Genomic DNA, 16,347 nt, shown 5'->3' on the forward strand with positions numbered 1-16,347 from the left:
ACTGCGCTTGATCGATGAGCGCGCGTCCGGTCAGCTTCGCTACCGTCGAACTACACCATCACCCGGGGCACGACCTTGGTCGGTTGTGTGGAACACTCGACTGTCCGAGAAACACTGGCGGATTGCGGGTGTGTCCGACAACCTCGTTTCAGGGGGTTTCCGACATGGGAAAATGATCGCTATCGGCCCATGCTTTCCCGTAAGCCGCCGTTCCGCTCCCCACCCCTGTTCGTCATTCTTGCGACCCGAAGCGCACAACGCGGGAACCCATCTCCTAACTTCACTCCAAGTACGGCGCTCCGAGATGGATCCCCGCCTGCGCGGGGATGACGGTAGAGGAGATGGCGTTCCACTCTTTCAGCCCCCGCTCACCCATGGAAATAATCATAGACCTGCTGGGCCACGGCCTTCGACACGCCAGGCGCGCGCTGGAGGTCTTCGAGCGCCGCGTCGCGGACGGCGCGGGCGGTGCCGAAATGCATCAGCAGCGCCTTCTTGCGCGCGGGACCGATGCCCGGCACCTCGTCCAGCGAGGAGACGGTGATCGCCTTGCTGCGCTTGGCGCGGTGGGCGCCGATGGCGAAGCGGTGGGCCTCGTCGCGCAGGCGTTGCAGGTAGAAGAGGACCGGATGGTTGAGCGGGAAGGTGATTTCCCGACCGTCCATCAGGTGAAACACCTCCCGCCCCTCGCGACCATGATGCGGCCCCTTGGCGACGCCGATCATGCACACATCCTCTATGCCCATCTCCTCCAGCATCGATCGGGCGGCGGAGAGTTGCCCTTTGCCGCCGTCGATCAGCACCAGATCGGGCCATTCGCCGCCGTCGCGATCCGGGTCTTCCTTCTGCGCGCGACCGAAGCGGCGTTCGAACATCTCGCGCATCATCGCGAAATCGTCGTTGGAGATTTCGGGGTTCTTCATGTTGAACTTGCGATAGGCGTTCTTGCGGAAGCCCTCCGGCCCCGCGACGACCATCGCGCCTAGCGCGTGCGCGCCCTGGATATGGCTGTTGTCGTAAATCTCGATCCGGTCGGGCACGCCGTCCAGCCCGAAGGCCTCGACCATCTCATCGAGGATGCGGCCCTGGCTGGTCGTTTCCGCCAGCCGCCGGTCGAGCGCCTCCACCGCGTTGCGCTGCGCCTGTTTGATGAGGCGGGTGCGGTCGCCGCGCCGGGGCACCTCTATCCGCACCCTGCCGCCGGTCCGCTCCGACAGCGCCAGCGCCATCAGTTCGCATTCCGCCGGCTCGCGGTCGGTCAGGATCAATTTGGGCGCGGGGACTTCCTCGTAGAATTGCGCCATGAAGCTTTCCAGCACCTCCTCCGTCGCGACGTCGGCGGTGTGGACCGGGAAGAAGCTGCGATGGCCCCAATTCTGGCCGCCGCGGATGAAGAAGGCCTGGATGCACATCGCCCCGCCCTTTTCCGCCAGCGCGAAAATGTCGGCGTCGCCCAGCCCTTCGGCATTGATTGCCTGCGATCCCTGGATGAAGGTCAGCGCCTTCAGCCGGTCGCGCAGCACGGCGGCCTGTTCGAAGTCGAGCGATTCCGCCGCCTGCTCCATCGCCGCGCCCAGCTTTTTCTGGACGGCGGTGGATTTGCCGCCCAGGAAATCCTGCGCATCCTTCACCAGCTCGGCATAGCCCGTCGCGTCGATGCGATCGACGCAGGGGGCGGAGCAGCGCTTGATCTGATAGAGCAGGCAGGGGCGCGAGCGGTTGGAAAAGAAGCTGTCGGTGCAGGAGCGGAGCAGGAACAGCTTTTGCAGCGCGTTGATGGTGCGCGTCACCGACCCGGCGCTGGCGAAGGGGCCATAATAGCGGCCCTGATATTTGCGCGCGCCGCGATGTTTCTGGACGCGGGGAAAGGCATGATCCTCCCGCAGCAGGATGAAGGGGAAGCTTTTGTCGTCGCGCAGCAGGACATTATAGGGCGGGCGGTAGCGCTTGATCAGTTGCGCCTCCAGCAGCAGCGCTTCGGCTTCACTGTTGGTGGTGACGATGGTCATGCTGCGGGTCTGGGCGACCATGCGCTGGAGCCGTTTGGGCAGGCGATCGACCTGGGTGTAATTGGCGACCCGGTTCCTGAGCGCCCGTGCCTTCCCCACATAGAGCACGTCGCCGCGCGCATCGTGCATCCGGTAGACGCCCGGACGGATCGGCAGCGTCTTCAGCGTGGTGCGGATCGCCTCCACGCCCGCGTCTATGTCCGGCTGGCTGCCGGTGACGGTGTAGGTCGCCTTGTCTTCGTTGAAACGGTCGGGGGATTGGGGGCCGGACATGGGGCAGAGATAGCGGGGCCGGCGGCGATCGCAAGCGGGCTGCGTCCCATTCATCATTCATGAGGCGAAATCATGACTGTTGTGAGAGGAATGCCTCTAATCGGCGCCGCGCCGCGTTCCTACATAAGTGGAAGGCGCCATGTCCATGGCCGTCCGTTCAAAACAAACAGACTGAAGAGAGCGCCTCCCCGCTTCGCACGATGCTGCGCACCGGTGCGGGACGCCCGGTCTTCCGCCTTCCATCGTCCTTTCAAGCCAAGGGAAAATCTATGGCCGTCAAAGCCTATGGCGCACATGCCGCCGACAAGCCGCTGGAATCCATCGACATCGAACGGCGTCCGGTCGGCGCCCATGACGTGCAGATCGCCATCGCCTATTGCGGCGTCTGCCATTCCGATCTCCATCAGGTCCGCTCCGAATGGGAGGGCACCCTCTACCCCTGCGTTCCGGGCCACGAAATTGTCGGCCATGTCACCGCCATCGGCGGCGACGTGACCAAGTTCAAGGTCGGCGACACGGTCGGCGTCGGCTGTCTGGTCGACAGCTGCCAGCATTGCCCGGCCTGCGACGAGGGGCTGGAGCAATATTGCGAGAACGGCTTCGTCGGCACCTATAACGGCGCGACCGCCGACGCCCCCGGCCATACGCTGGGTGGCTATTCGCAGAGTATCGTCGTGAAGGATGATTTCGTCCTGAAGATCGGCCATGCCCCCGAACAGCTCGCCGCCGTGGCGCCCCTGCTCTGCGCCGGCATCACCACCTGGTCGCCGCTGCGCCACTGGAATGTCGGACCGGGGCAGAAGGTCGGCATCGTCGGCATTGGCGGGCTGGGCCATATGGGCATCAAACTCGCCCATGCGCTGGGCGCGCATGTCGTCGCCTTCACCACATCCGATTCCAAGCGGCAGGATGCGCTGGACCTGGGTGCGGACGAAGTGGTCGTGTCGCGCAACGCGGAAGAAATGGCCGCCCATGCGAACAGCTTCGACTTCATCCTGAACACGGTCGCGGCCAGCCATGACCTGGACGCCTTCACCGCACTGCTGAAGCGGGATGGCACCCTGACTCTGGTGGGCGTGCCCGAACATGCGCACCCCTCGCCCAATGTCGCCGCGCTCATCTTCAAGCGCCGCAACATCGCGGGATCGCTGATCGGCGGCATCGCCGAAACGCAGGAAATGCTCGATTTCTGCGCCGAAAAGGGCATCACCGCCGAAATCGAGATGATCCCGATCCAGGAGATCGAAACCGCCTATGCGCGGATGCAGAAGAGCGACGTGAAATATCGCTTCGTGATCGACAGCGCCACGCTGGCGGCGTGACGCGAAAGGGCGGGCGGCTCGACAGGGCCGCCCGTCTTCGGTTCATCCGTTGCGGTGCGGGCCGAAGAAGATGACCGCCGCGCCGACCAGGCACAGGGCCACCCCGGTCACGTCCCAGCGGTCGGGCCGCACGCCCTCCACCAACCAGAGCCACATCAGCGCCGACAGGATGTAGATGCCGCCATAGGCCGCATAGGCGCGCCCCGCCTGCGACGTGTCGACCAGCGTCAGCAGCCAGGCGAACAGGATCAGCGACGCGCAGCCGGGAACGAGCCAGAGCGCGGACTTCCCCGAGCACAGCCAGGCCCAGAAGGCGAAGCATCCGGCGATTTCCGCAAGGGCGGCGGCGACATAGACAAGGACGGACACCATGGCCGGGCTGTATCAAGCCGGCATGGGCCTGTCTGCCCCGAAGCCACCTGCCCCGAAGCCGGATCAGTCCGCGACGATCCGCAACAGCTTGCGCTCCACCGGCGCGAGCACATTCTGCAAGTCCTGCCCGCGTTTCAGGATATGCCCGCCCTCGCCCACCAGCGACCATATGCCCTGGCGATGGCGCAGCGCGGGGCGCTTTTCGATGCGATATTCGGGACGTTCGGCGGAACGGCGGAAGGCGCTGAAGATCGCGGCCTCCCGCCCCAGATCCATGGCATAATCACGCCAGTGACCGGCCGACACCATCCGCCCATATAGGTCCATGATCCGCTGCAACTCCAGCCGGTCGAAGCCCACCTGTCCGGGCGCGGCCGCGGGGAACGGCGTCACATTGGTCATCAGGCCCGGCCACGCTCCTTGAACAGGGCGCCGGGTTCGGGCATTTCCGGCTTCTGCCGCTCGGCCATCAGTTCGGCCAGCCGCTTCTGCAACTGCTCCACCTCGCACTGGAGCATTTCCAGCTTCTGCTTCTCAGGGTCGAAACAGTCGGAGCAGGGCGTGCCATAGGGCATGAAGTCGCGCTGATAGGCGGTGACGTCGACCAGCATCTGCCGCGCCGGGATGCCCACCATGGTCGCGCCTTCGGGCACGTCCTTGGTCACGACGGCATTGGCGCCGACCCGCGCCCGCGCGCCGACCTGGATCGGCCCCAGCACCTGCGCGCCAGACCCGACGATCACCCCGTCGTTCAGCGTCGGGTGCCGCTTGCCGGCGATGCCGTTGGCCGGATCGGTGCCGCCCAGCGTCACATTCTGATAAAGGGTCACGTCATCGCCGATCTCCGCGGTCTCGCCGATCACGGTGAAGCCATGGTCGATGAAGAAACGCTTGCCGATCTTCGCGCCCGGATGAATGTCGTTGCCGGTCAGGAAGCGCGACAGATGGTTCACCGCCCGCGCGAGAAAGAACAGGCGCGCGCCATAGAGACGGTGCGCCACGCGATGGAAGGCCAGGGACCAGACGCCGGGATAAAGCAGGATTTCCGCGCGGGATCGGGGCGCGGGATCACGCGCCTTTACCGAATCCAGATAGGTCCATAAATTGCGCAGCATACCCGCGTCCCTGAAATTCTTCCCTGACTGCATCCTACATAAGGGCATGGCCGGATTTTTTCCAGAGCGGCGCGAATATCCGCTTTCCCGCCGAAAAGGGAATCTTGCTTTGCAATCCGAGATATGCCTATCACTGAGGTAGACAATCAAACCAAAGGACAACGGATGATTGACGCCTTCATCGCCCATTTCGGCGACATTCTGCCCTTCATCCTGATCGGCTTCGGCGCCCAGATGATCGATGGCGCGCTCGGAATGGCCTATGGCGTCATTTCCAGCACCTTGCTGCTCGCACTGGGGGTGCCGCCCAGCCGCGCGTCGGCCAGCGTCCATGCGGCTGAAACCTTCACCACCGGCGTATCGGCCATCAGCCATATTCTCCATCGCAATGTCGACTGGACCTTGTTCGCCCGGCTCATCATTCCAGGGGTGATCGGCGGCGTGGCCGGCGCCTATCTTCTGTCAAACATCGACGGCGCAGTGGTGAAGCCCTTCGTCCAGGCCTATCTCGCCGCGATCGGCGTCTACCTGATCTGGCGCGGCTTCCACCTGCCGCCCAAGGCGCGCGATCCCAAATGGGTGACGCCGCTGGGGCTGGCCGGCGGCTTCATGGACGCCAGCGGCGGCGGCGGCTGGGGGCCGATCGTCACGTCCAACCTGCTGTTGCAGGGCGCCAGCCCGCGGCACACGATCGGCACGGTCAACACGGTCGAGTTCATCCTCACCCTGTCGATCAGCCTGACCTTCCTCTTCCACCTCGGCTGGGAAACCTTCACCACCTACACGGTCGGCCTGCTGATCGGCGGCGTGGTGGCCGCGCCGTTCGGCGCCATGCTCGCCCGCCATGTCGCCCCGCGCTTCCTGTTCACCGCGGTCGGCGTCATCCTGACGCTGACATCGATGTTCGGCGTGGCCAAATGGCTTGGATATATTGGATAAACCTCTTATATTCGACTTTCTGATCGAGGAAGCCGATAAATGTCCAGTTACCTGCCCACGTTGAAACAGCTGCAATATCTGGTTGCGCTCAAGGAGCAGGGCCATTTCGGCAAGGCCGCCGACAGTTGTTTCGTCACTCAGTCGACGCTGTCGGCCGGCATTCGCGAGCTGGAATCGCTGATCGGCGTCACTTTGGTCGAGCGCACCCGCCGGGTGGTGCGCTTCACCGCGCTGGGCGACCGGATCGTGGAGAAGGCGCATCGCGTGCTGCGCGAGGCGGAGGAACTGGCCGCCATCGCCGAAGCGTCGGGCAAGCCGCTGACCGGCGAACTGCGCATGAGCGTGATCCCGACCATCGCCCCCTTCCTGCTGCCCCGGCTGCTGCCCCGGCTGCGCGCCGAGCGACCCGAACTGAAACTCTATCTGCGCGAGGAGACGAGCCAGGCGGCGATCGAATCGCTGCGCCACGGCAATGTCGATTGCGTGCTGCTGGCCCTGCCCTTCGCCATGGGTGAACTGGACAGCGAGATATTGTTCCAGGACCGGCTCTATGTCGCCTTTCCGCAGGACGACCCGACCAACCCGCCCGAATGGATCAAGCCCGGCATGATCGACGAGAGCAAGCTGTTGCTGCTGGAGGACGGCCATTGCCTGAAGGATCATGCGCTGGCCGCCTGCAACCGGCCGGACCTGCGCGCCAGCGCGACGATGATGGGGACGTCGCTGCACACGCTGATCCAGATGGTGGACAATGGGCTGGGCGTGACGATGATCCCGGAAATGGCGATCGCAGGCGGCATATTGGAGCATACGAAGATCACCGCGCGACCGCTGGAGTCGGAACGCTCCGCACGCGACATCGCGCTGGTGTGGCGGCGCAACAGCCCGCGCGAGAAGGAGTTTCACATGCTGGCGGAGATTTTGCGCGACGCGGCGGCGATCAGTTGCCGGCTGCCCGAGGCGGCTTGAAGGAGCTTCTCCGCGCCTCCGCGAATGAAACGACACCCGAGCGGACCGCCTTCGTCGGATTTCGCAGGCAGCTCTAATCGCCCTCTGGCGGCGGGCTGAACACCGACCAGCCCGTCCGTCGCGCCAGTTCCTCCAGCGCCAATGTGCCCAACTGGCTGTTGCCGCTGGCGTTGAGGCCCGGCGACCAGACCGCGATGGACGCGCGGCCCGGCACGATCGCCAATATGCCGCCGCCGACCCCGGACTTGCCCGGTATGCCGACGCGGAAGGCGAAATCGCCCGAGGCGTCATAATGGCCGCAGGTGAGCATCAGCGCGTTGATGCGGCGGGCGCGGCGCGGCGACACCACCCTGCCCCCGCCCGGATGCCGGCCGTCCAGCATCAGATAGCGGCCCGCGAGCGCCAGTTGCCGGCAGCTCATCTCGATCGCGCATTGATGGAAATAGGTGCCCAGCACCAGGTCGACCGGATGACGGACATTCTCGAAGGCGCGCATATAGTTGGCGAGGGCCATGTTGCGAAAGCCGGTGGCGGTTTCGGATGCCGCGACCGCCTCGTTGATCGCGATGCCGTCATCCCCGGCCAGATAGCGGACGAAGCGCAGCATCTCGCCGATCGCCACGCGCGGCTGATGCCCGCCCAGATTGACGTCGGCAACGACGATGGCCCCCGCATTGATGAAGGGATTGCGCGGAATGCCATGTTCCTGTTCGAGCTGGACGATCGAGTTGAAGGCATTGCCCGAAGGCTCCCGCCCGACCCGGTCCCAAAGCTGGTCGCCGACCTTGCCCAGCGCGAGGGTGAGCGCGAAGACCTTCGATATCGACTGGATCGAAAAGCCCGCATCGGCATCCCCACCTGTCAGGACTCGGCTGTCCGCCATGGCGACGGCAATGCCGAACTGGCGCGGATCGACCTTCGCCAGTTCAGGAATATAGCTGGCGACGGTGCCGCGCTCCTCCGCCGCGCGCATGGCGGTAACGATATCGGCGACGATCACATCCAAATCCGGTGTCATGCCAAATCCGGTGTCATAATCGTGCCCGCATAGCTCCGCTTTCAGCGATCAGCATAGGCGATACCGGCAATTGGAACAGCCGAAAAATCAGAGCAGCCGCGCGTCCTGCCCCTTGCCCTGTTCATGGGCCAGCAGCCAGCGCTTGGTTTCCAGACCGCCGGCAAAGCCAGTCAGCGCGCCATTGCTGCCCACTACCCGGTGGCATGGCGCCACGATCGACAGTGGATTGCGGCCATTAGCGGCACCCACGGCCCGGACGGCCGTGGGTCGGCCGATGGCGCGGGCAATGTCCGCATAGCTGCGCGTCTCGCCGAAGGGGATGTCGCGCAAGGCGGTCCAGACGCTGCGCTGGAAATCGGTGCCGCGCGGATCGAGCGGCAGGTCGAACGCGATCCGTTCCCCGGCGAAATAGGCGGCAAGTTGGACAACCGCCTCCACCAGCACCGGATGATCCGCCTGCTCGCGCATCGCGCCCAGCCGAACCCGGTCGGGCGCATCGTCGGGCCAGAGGACGGCGACCAGCCCCGCGTCGCTCGCCACCAGGGGCAGCGCACCGACGGGGGACTGGAAGGTCGTGCGAAACAGGCTCATGTCGCTCTCCATCATTGCCGCGCCGTGATAGCGCGAAATGAGGAGCGCTGCTTCCTTCCGCTTGCGCTCAAAGCGACGGCCCTATTTCAGGCCGCCGCCCATCGCCCGGTAGAGTTCCACCAGATTGCTCGCCCGCGTCAGCCGCGTCGCGAGCAGGCTCTGCTCCGCCGCATAGAGCGAACGCTGCGAATCCAGCGTCGTCAGGAAGGTGTCGACACCCGAGCGGAAGCGCGCTTCCGACAGGGTATAGGCGACCCGCGCGGAATCGCGCTGCGACGTCTGCGCCTCCAGTTGCGCGCCCATCGTGCCCCGCCGCGCCAGCGCATCGGCGACTTCCCGGAAGCCGGTCTGGACGCTCTTCTCATAGGTGGCGAGCATCGCGTCATAGGTCGCCTTCGCATAGCGAAGATTGCCCTTGTTCCTGCCGAAATCGAAGATCGGCAGTGTTGCGCTGGGCGCGACCGACCAGGTGTCGCTGCCGGAGGCGAACAGGCCGGACAGGCCCAGGCTCACGGTCCCCAATGCCGCCGTCAGCGAAATTTGCGGGAAGAAGGCCGCGCGCGCCGCGCCGATATTGGCATTGGCGCTACGCAACTGATGCTCTGCCGATGCGATGTCCGGCCGGCGCAGCAGCACATCGGACGAAATGCCGGTAGGCAGATTGTCGATCGTCGCGCTTTGTTCGGGGAAGGCTTCCGGCAGATCGGCCGCTGAAACGGTGGTCCCGGCCAGCAGGTTCAGCGCATTCTGGTCCTGCGCCACCAGAGTCGTCGCTTCGGCAATGTCCGATCGGGCGCTGTCATAGCTGGTCTGCGCCTGCCGCACTTCCAGTTCGGATGCGATGCCCTTGTCGAAGCGCGCCTTGGTCAGTTCCAGCGTCTGGCCGAATGCCTTTTCCAGGTCGCGGGCGATGCGCAACCGCTCCTGGTCCGCGGCCATGGTGAGCCAGGCGTTCGCCGTCTCCGCGATCAGGCTCGTTTGCGCGGCGTTGCGGTTTTCGACCTGAGCGAAATATTGCTCCTGCGCAGCCCTGGTCAGGTTGCGCACCCGGCCGAACAGGTCGATTTCCCAGGAGGAAATGCCGATCTGCGCCTGATAGACGTCGGTGTTCAGCCGCTGATTCTGTCCGAACTGGACGAGCGGCTGTTCGGAATAGGTCGCCGTCCCGGTCGCCCCCACCGTCGGGAGGAGATCGGCCCGCTGCACCCGATATTGCGCCCGCGCCTGCGCCACGTTCGCGACCGCCAGACGAAGGTCGCGATTATTGGCGAGCGCGGTTTCGATCACCCGCGCCATCCGGGCGTCGGTGAAGAAATCGCGCCAGCCGGTTTCCGCCGGCACGATCGCGACCTGCCCGCCGTCGGCGGCATAGGCCGGCCCCTGCGGGCTGGCGGCGGGCACCGGCAATTCCGGCCGGGCATATTTGGGCGCCATGTCGCAGGCGGCCAGCGCCAGCGAAAGAGTGACGGCGCCCAGCGCTTTCATGTTGCGCATGGTCTTCAAGCCTCCTGCGGCGCGTCGGGTGTTGCCGTATCGCCAGCCGCTTCCTGGTTCTTATGTTCGCGGAACAGCCGCTTCACGACGGTGAAGAAGACGGGGACGAAGAAGATCGCCAGCACCGTCGCCGACAACATGCCGCCGACCACGGCCCAGCCGATCGCATTCTGACCGCCCGCGCCCGCGCCCTTCGACAGCGCCAGCGGCAGCACGCCGAAGATGAAGGCGAAGCTGGTCATCAGGATCGGCCGCAGACGCAGCTTGCCCGCTTCCAGCGCCGCCTGAGCCGGCGGCAAGCCCTCGCGCATCTTCTCTTCGGCGAACTCGACGATCAGGATCGCGTTCTTCGCCGACACGCCGATGGTCGTGATCAGGCCGACCTGAAGATAGATGTCGTTGTCCAGCCCCGCCAGCCTGGCCGCGATCACTGCACCCAGCACGCCCAGCGGCACCACCAGCATGACCGCGATCGGCACCGACCAGCTTTCATAAAGGGCGGCAAGGCACAGGAAGACGATCAGCATCGACAGCGCATAGACATAGGGTGCCTGGCCGCCGGACGTCTGCTCCTCATAGGAGATGCCGTTCCAGCTGAAACCGATGCCCGCCGGCAGCTTGGCCGCGAACTCCTCCATCGCCTTCATCGCCGTGCCGCTGGACACGCCGGGCGCGGGCGCGCCCTGGATGTTCATAGACGGCACGCCGTTGAACCGCTCCAGACGCGCCGGCCCCTGCACCCATTCGGTGGTGGAGAAGGCCGACAGGGGCGCCATGACGCCGCTGCTGCCGCGCACATGGAAGGCGTTGATGGCGTCGGGCGACGTGCGGAACGGCGCTTCCGCCTGCACATAGACCCGCTTCACACGATCGCGATCGATGAAGTCGTTGACGTAGGAACCGCCCAGATTGGTGCTGATCGTGTCGTTGACGTCAGCCTGAGCGATGCCCAGCGCGCCCGCCGCCGCCTGATCCACGTTCAGCTTGAGCTGCGCGGTGTCTTCCAGGCCATTGGGACGGACCTGCGCCAGGCGCTTGTCGCCCATCGCCATGCCGAGCAGCTGGTTGCGCGCGGCGAGCAGTTTTTCATGGCCCAGATTGGCCTGGTCGAGAAGCTGGAAGTCGAAACCGGACGCATTGCCCAGTTCCTGCACCGCCGGCGGCACGAAGGCGAAGGCCATGCCCGACGAGATCTTCTGGAAGGCCATGTTCGCGCGCAACGCGATGGCGGGAACGCGGTCATCCGCCGCCTTGCGGTCTTCCCAATCCTTCATGCGGGCGAAGAGAATGCCCACATTCTGGCCCTGCCCCACGAAGCCGAAGCCCGCGATGGTGAAGACCGCCGATATATTCTTCTTTTCATCGACCAGATAATGGTCGCGCATACGGGTCAGCGCGCGCTCCGTCTCCTCCAGCGTCGTGCCGGCCGGCAGCGACACCTGGTTGATGATGATGCCCTGATCCTCGTCCGGCAGGAAGCCGCTGGGCAGGCGCAGGAAGATGAAGGCCATGCCGACCACGATCAGGCCGTAGACCAGCATCGTGCGGCCCCAGCGATGCTCCACCTTCTCGACGCCGCGACCATAGCGGACCACGCCCTTGTCGAAAGTGCGGTTGAACCAGTCGAAGAAGCGACCGAAGATCGAGCCGATCGGCCCGTTCCAGCTATGCCCGTGCGACGCCGGCTTCAGGATGGTGGCGCACAATGCCGGGGTCAGGATCAACGCCACCAGCACCGACAGCACCATCGACGAAACGATAGTGATCGAGAACTGGCGGAAGATGACGCCCGTCGATCCGCCGAAGAAGGCCATGGGCAGGAACACCGCGGACAGGACCAGGCCGATACCGATCAGCGCGCCGCTGATTTCGTCCATCGACTTCCTGGCCGCTTCCTTGGGGCTGAGGCCCTCGTCCTGGATCAGGCGCTCGACATTTTCCACGACGACGATCGCGTCGTCGACCAGCAGGCCGATCGCCAGCACCATGCCGAACAAAGTCAGCGTGTTGATGGTGAAGCCCGCCACGCTCAGGATCGCCAGCGATCCCAGCAGCACCACCGGCACCGCGATCGTCGGGATCAGTGTGGCGCGCCAGTTCTGAAGGAACACGAACATGACGACGAAGACGAGCAGAATCGCTTCGAACAGCGTGTGAATGACCTGCTCGACCGACAGCCTGACGAAGGTCGAGTTGTCGACGGGGAAATCATATTTCACCCAGCTCGGGAAATTCTTCGACAGCTGGTCGACGCGGCTCTTTACCGCCTCCACCGTATCCAGCGCGTTCGCGCCGGGCGCCAGCTTGACGCCGAAGCCCGATGCGGGATGACCGTTGAACTTCACGCCGAAGCCGTAGGTTTCGGCGCCGAGTTCGACCTTCGCCACATCCGACATCAGCACGACCGAACCGTCGCTGTTGCTGCGCAGTCGGATGTTGCGGAATTCCTCCGGCGTGCGCAGGCGCGACTGGGCGGTGACGGTAGCGTTGAGCGCCTGTCCCTTGGGCGAGGGCGAACCACCGATCTGACCCGCGGAAACCTGCGCATTCTGCGTCGCGATCGCCGATTTGACATCGCCCGTCGTGATGCCCAGATTGGCCATCTTGTAGGGATCGAGCCAGATGCGCATCGCATAGGACGAACCGAACAACTGGGTGTCGCCCACGCCGGTCACGCGGCTGATCGGGTCCTGCAAGCTGGAAGCGATGAAGTCGCTCGCATCTTCCTGATCATGGATGCCGTCATCGGCATAGACGGCCATGATCAGCAGGAAGCTGGAGGTGGACTTGCTGACGCGCAGGCCCTGCTGCTGCACTTCCTGCGGCAGCAGCGGCGTCGCCTGCGACAGTTTGTTCTGCACCTGGACCTGCGCGATGTCGGGGTCCGTCCCCTGCTCGAAGGTCAGGGTGATGTTGAGGTTGCCCGACCCGTCGCTGGTCGACGAGAAATAGCGCAGATTGTCGATGCCCTTGAGCTGCTGCTCGATGATCTGAGTTGTCGTGCTTTCCAGCGTCTGGGCGTTGGCGCCCGGATAGGTTGCCTGGATCGTCACCGCGGGCGGCGCGATTTCCGGGAACTGCGCGACCGGCAGAACCCGAATCGCGAGCAGGCCCGCAAGCATGATGACGATGGCGATGACCCATGCGAAGATGGGCCGGTCGATGAAATAGCGGGCCATGACTTACTTCGCCCCACCCTGTGCATCATTGGGGGCAGCCGTCACCTGTTGCGGCGCGCCGGGCTTCACGACCGTGCCGGGGCGCAGATTGACCAGCCCCTCGACGATCAGCCTGTCGCCGGGCTTCAGGCCGCTAGTGACGATCCACTTGTCGCCGATGGCGCGATCGACCTCGACCTGGCGCAATTCGGCCTTGTTGTCCTTGCCGACGACCATCGCCGTCGCACGACCGCGCGCATCGCGGCTGATGCCCTGTTGCGGCGCCAATATGGCCTGGGCCACCTGCCCCTCGACCAGTTTCGCCCGCACATACATGCCTGGCAGCAGCAAGCCGTCGGGATTGGCGAAGGTCGCGCGCAACGTCACCGCGCCCGACGCCTGATCGACCGTCACTTCGGAAAATTGCAGACGCCCCTCGATCGGATAGGTGGTGCCATTGGGCAGCAGCAACTGGATGCGCGCGCCATCCGCCTCGCTTACGCCGCCCTTCTTCATCGCCTGCTTGAGGTCGATGATCTGGGCAGCCGACTGGGTGACGTCGACATAGACGGTGTCGGTGCGCTGGATGGTCGTGAGCGCGTCCGCCTGCCCCGCCTGCACCAATGCGCCGGGCGTGAAGAGTGAGCGGCTGATGCGACCGGAAATGGGCGCGCGGATACGGGTGAAATTCTGGTTCACCTGCGCCGCCTGCACCGCGCCACGCTGCGCCGCAACATTGGCGCGCGCCTGTTGGGCGGCAGCAACCGCGTCATCATATTGCTGCTTGCTGACCGCATTGATGCCGACCAGATCCTTGTAGCGCTGCGCCTGCAAATTGGTCGAGTTGATCGTCGCATTGGCGCTTGCGAGCGAACCCTGCGCCTGCGCGAGCGCGGCGCGATAGGGCGCGTCATCGATTTCGTAGAGCAACTGCCCCGCGCGCACATAGCCGCCTTCCTGAAACAGGCGACGCCGAATTACACCACTGATTTGCGGGCGAACTTCCGCCGTCTCAACGGCGGAGATGCGGCCCGGCAGCTCATTGAGCAGCGGCGCCGACTCGGTCTTCAACGTCACGACGCCGACCGCGGGCGGCGGCGGCGCGGGCGGTTGGCTCTCACCACACGCGCTCAGCGCCAGGGCCGATGCGCATACCAGAAATCCGCCGAAAATCCCCTTTTGCATCGCTGAATTCCGTTCCCATAAGGATCATATATGCGGAATGAACGTTCATTCCGCTTGCTGCGCACCTAAGATCATGGCACAGAATATTCAAGAGGCGAAAAACGCCAAGGGGTAGAAAATGGTTGCAGTGCAACATCAAAAGGACGGTAGAAGCCGCATATTGACCGCCGCGCGCGACCTGTTCGCCACCAGGGGGTTCCATCAGACCTCGATGGCGCAACTGGCCGCCGCCGCGCAGGTTTCGGTCGGCCAGATTTACCGCCTTTTCAAGGGCAAGGAAGACATTATCGAAGCGATGATCCAGTCGGATTCCGACGCATGGAAGGCCGACACCGATATATTGCGCGCGCGGCTGGAAGCCGGTGAACTGAGCCTGGAGCAGGCATTCGAACAGCTTTTGCTGCACGGCACCGAAAAGGAACGGGATGAAGCCCTGTCCTTCGACATATTGGCCGAATCTTTCCGCAATGAGGCGGTGGCCGAGACGATCGGCGCTCTATGTGACGCATTTCGCACCATTTTGCGGGATTTCGCCTGTATAGCCAATCCAGAACTTTCCGGGGAGGCGCTGGATGCGGCGGAGGAACTGATCCTGGCCTGCATGTTCGGCTATGGGCATCGCAGCGTGTCCCGCCCGACGCTGAGCGCGGAATGCGCTGCCCGTCGGGGCGCCCAGATGATCGTCGCTGGTCTGAAGGCCGTGCATTGACGGCGTTCAGGCCAGCCGTCGATAGACGTCCACCGTCTCATGGGCGCAGCGATCCCAGCTATAGGCGCCCGCCACGCCCAATCCCTTTTCCACCGCCGCCTGCCGCCACGGCGTATCCGCAAGCGCCTGCTCCAGCCGGTGGGAGAAATCGCTAACATCTTCGGGCCGCACCAGCATCGCGGCGCCCCCGGTCACTTCGGGCAGGCAGGACGCATCGGCGACCACCACCGGCACCCCGCTGGCCATCGCCTCCACAGGCGGCAAGCCGAAGCCTTCATAGACGGACGGGTAAACGAACAGCGCCGCCCCCGCATAGAGCAGCGGCAGATCCTCCTCCGGCACGAAACCGAGATAGCGGACCCAGCCCTGCCGCGCGCCCTTGTCCATCAGGTCGCGCACCGTGTCGCTGAGCCATCCGGTCCCACCCGTCACCATCAAAGGCCAGCGATGGCGCACCGCCGGCGGCAGATTTTCCCAGGCGTGGAGCAATTCGGCGATCCGCTTGCGCGGCTCGACGGTCGAAACGCAGAGCGCGTAGCCCTGCGGCACGAGGTCATAGCGCGCAAGCGCCGGCGCAACGGCTTCGGCCGAACGGGGATGGAAGGCCGGGCTTGCCGCCAGCGGCACGGCCGTGATCCTGTCCCGATCGAACCCCAGAAAATCGGCTACTTCCGCGCGCGTCGTCTCGCTGTCGGTGATGATATAACCAGCCCGGTCGACCGAAAGACGGAAATAGCGCTCGAACCGGCGCAGCCGTTCGGCGGGATGGGTTTCGGGATAGCGGAAGATCGACAGATCATGGACGGTAATGACGCCCCCGGCCGCCGCGGGCGGCAGGAAATAATTGGGGCCATGGAACAGACGCCCCCGCATGACCGCAGCATCGCGCAGCCGGAGCGCCCAGCGGTTCCGCTTGCGCAGCCAGCGCAATTGCTTGTTGCCCCAGAGCGGAACGCCGGCGGGGTCCAGCAACTGAGCCGGCTGCGCGATCCATTCGCCGTTCCGATAGAAGCGCAGGCTGCCCACGCCGCTGACGAACGGCAAGCGCTGCGCCAGTTCCCAGCTATAGCGGCCGATACCCGACAGATGAGGTTCAAGCGCCTCGACCGACAATATGACCCGCAGGCTCATCGCACCCCGTCCGTCATTCGCCCCATGCCTCCACCCTTGCCCCCCGGGCGGGTAGCGTCACC

At 64.8% G+C, this 16,347-nt stretch carries 14 protein-coding genes; 4 read left to right on the top strand and 10 right to left on the bottom strand.

Annotation, left to right across the window (positions count from 1 at the left end):
• Positions 1 to 368: 368 nt before the first annotated feature.
• Positions 369 to 2,282 (bottom strand): excinuclease ABC subunit UvrC, encoded by a 1,914-nt coding sequence (gene uvrC, locus AC58EF_RS21335; protein WP_497278440.1) that lies wholly within the window; start codon positions 2,280 to 2,282, stop codon positions 369 to 371.
• A 269-nt stretch (positions 2,283 to 2,551) separates the two neighbouring features.
• Here uvrC and AC58EF_RS21340 point away from each other — a divergent pair, with 269 nt between their 5' ends.
• Positions 2,552 to 3,604 (top strand): NAD(P)-dependent alcohol dehydrogenase, encoded by a 1,053-nt coding sequence (locus AC58EF_RS21340; RefSeq protein WP_497278442.1) that lies wholly within the window; start codon positions 2,552 to 2,554, stop codon positions 3,602 to 3,604.
• A 42-nt stretch (positions 3,605 to 3,646) separates the two neighbouring features.
• Here the strand turns inward: AC58EF_RS21340 and AC58EF_RS21345 are convergent, their stop codons facing one another.
• The 3 genes from AC58EF_RS21345 to epsC form a co-directional block, all read right to left on the bottom strand.
• Positions 3,647 to 3,976: a YnfA family protein gene (locus AC58EF_RS21345; protein WP_497278443.1), complete on the bottom strand. Its 330-nt coding sequence runs from the start codon at positions 3,974 to 3,976 to the stop codon at positions 3,647 to 3,649.
• A gap of 63 nt (positions 3,977 to 4,039) precedes the next feature.
• The gene (locus tag AC58EF_RS21350; RefSeq protein WP_497278444.1) at positions 4,040 to 4,378 is read right to left on the bottom strand and encodes a DUF2794 domain-containing protein; all 339 of its coding nucleotides are present in this window, start codon (positions 4,376 to 4,378) and stop codon (positions 4,040 to 4,042) included.
• Positions 4,378 to 5,091, bottom strand: a complete 714-nt coding sequence (gene epsC / locus AC58EF_RS21355) for a serine O-acetyltransferase EpsC (protein ID WP_497278446.1) — start codon at positions 5,089 to 5,091, stop codon at positions 4,378 to 4,380. Before epsC ends, AC58EF_RS21350 begins: the two co-directional genes overlap by 1 nt.
• Before the next feature lie 165 nt (positions 5,092 to 5,256).
• Between epsC and AC58EF_RS21360 the strand changes: the two genes are divergently transcribed.
• Both AC58EF_RS21360 and AC58EF_RS21365 read left to right on the top strand, forming a co-directional pair.
• Positions 5,257 to 6,030, top strand: a complete 774-nt coding sequence (locus AC58EF_RS21360; RefSeq protein WP_497278447.1) for a sulfite exporter TauE/SafE family protein — start codon at positions 5,257 to 5,259, stop codon at positions 6,028 to 6,030.
• 39 nt (positions 6,031 to 6,069) lie between these two features.
• The gene (locus tag AC58EF_RS21365) at positions 6,070 to 6,999 is read left to right on the top strand and encodes a hydrogen peroxide-inducible genes activator (protein WP_497278448.1); all 930 of its coding nucleotides are present in this window, start codon (positions 6,070 to 6,072) and stop codon (positions 6,997 to 6,999) included.
• A gap of 73 nt (positions 7,000 to 7,072) precedes the next feature.
• Here AC58EF_RS21365 and AC58EF_RS21370 read toward each other — a convergent pair whose 3' ends face one another.
• From AC58EF_RS21370 to AC58EF_RS21390, 5 genes are all read right to left on the bottom strand, one after another.
• Positions 7,073 to 8,017 carry a glutaminase gene (locus AC58EF_RS21370; RefSeq protein ID WP_497278449.1) on the bottom strand — a complete coding sequence of 315 codons (945 nt, stop codon included), beginning with the start codon at positions 8,015 to 8,017 and terminating at the stop codon, positions 7,073 to 7,075.
• An 87-nt stretch (positions 8,018 to 8,104) separates the two neighbouring features.
• Entirely contained in the window at positions 8,105 to 8,608 is a 504-nt protein-coding gene (locus AC58EF_RS21375; RefSeq protein WP_497278451.1) for a methylated-DNA--[protein]-cysteine S-methyltransferase, read from the bottom strand.
• A gap of 81 nt (positions 8,609 to 8,689) precedes the next feature.
• Complete coding sequence (locus tag AC58EF_RS21380; protein ID WP_497278453.1) at positions 8,690 to 10,102, bottom strand: efflux transporter outer membrane subunit; 1,413 nt, start codon at positions 10,100 to 10,102, stop codon at positions 8,690 to 8,692.
• A 5-nt stretch (positions 10,103 to 10,107) separates the two neighbouring features.
• Entirely contained in the window at positions 10,108 to 13,281 is a 3,174-nt protein-coding gene (locus tag AC58EF_RS21385) for an efflux RND transporter permease subunit (protein WP_497278455.1), read from the bottom strand.
• A 3-nt stretch (positions 13,282 to 13,284) separates the two neighbouring features.
• Positions 13,285 to 14,445 carry an efflux RND transporter periplasmic adaptor subunit gene (locus AC58EF_RS21390; RefSeq protein ID WP_497278456.1) on the bottom strand — a complete coding sequence of 387 codons (1,161 nt, stop codon included), beginning with the start codon at positions 14,443 to 14,445 and terminating at the stop codon, positions 13,285 to 13,287.
• Between the two features lie 118 nt (positions 14,446 to 14,563).
• Here AC58EF_RS21390 and AC58EF_RS21395 point away from each other — a divergent pair, with 118 nt between their 5' ends.
• The gene (locus AC58EF_RS21395; protein ID WP_497278457.1) at positions 14,564 to 15,154 is read left to right on the top strand and encodes a TetR/AcrR family transcriptional regulator; all 591 of its coding nucleotides are present in this window, start codon (positions 14,564 to 14,566) and stop codon (positions 15,152 to 15,154) included.
• Between the two features lie 6 nt (positions 15,155 to 15,160).
• On the opposite strand, the gene AC58EF_RS21400 is transcribed toward AC58EF_RS21395, so the two are convergent.
• Positions 15,161 to 16,285 (bottom strand): glycosyltransferase family 4 protein, encoded by a 1,125-nt coding sequence (locus tag AC58EF_RS21400; RefSeq protein WP_497278459.1) that lies wholly within the window; start codon positions 16,283 to 16,285, stop codon positions 15,161 to 15,163.
• Positions 16,286 to 16,347 lie beyond the last annotated feature (62 nt).

The sequence above is a fragment of the Sphingobium sp. WR1 genome (assembly GCF_059693745.1).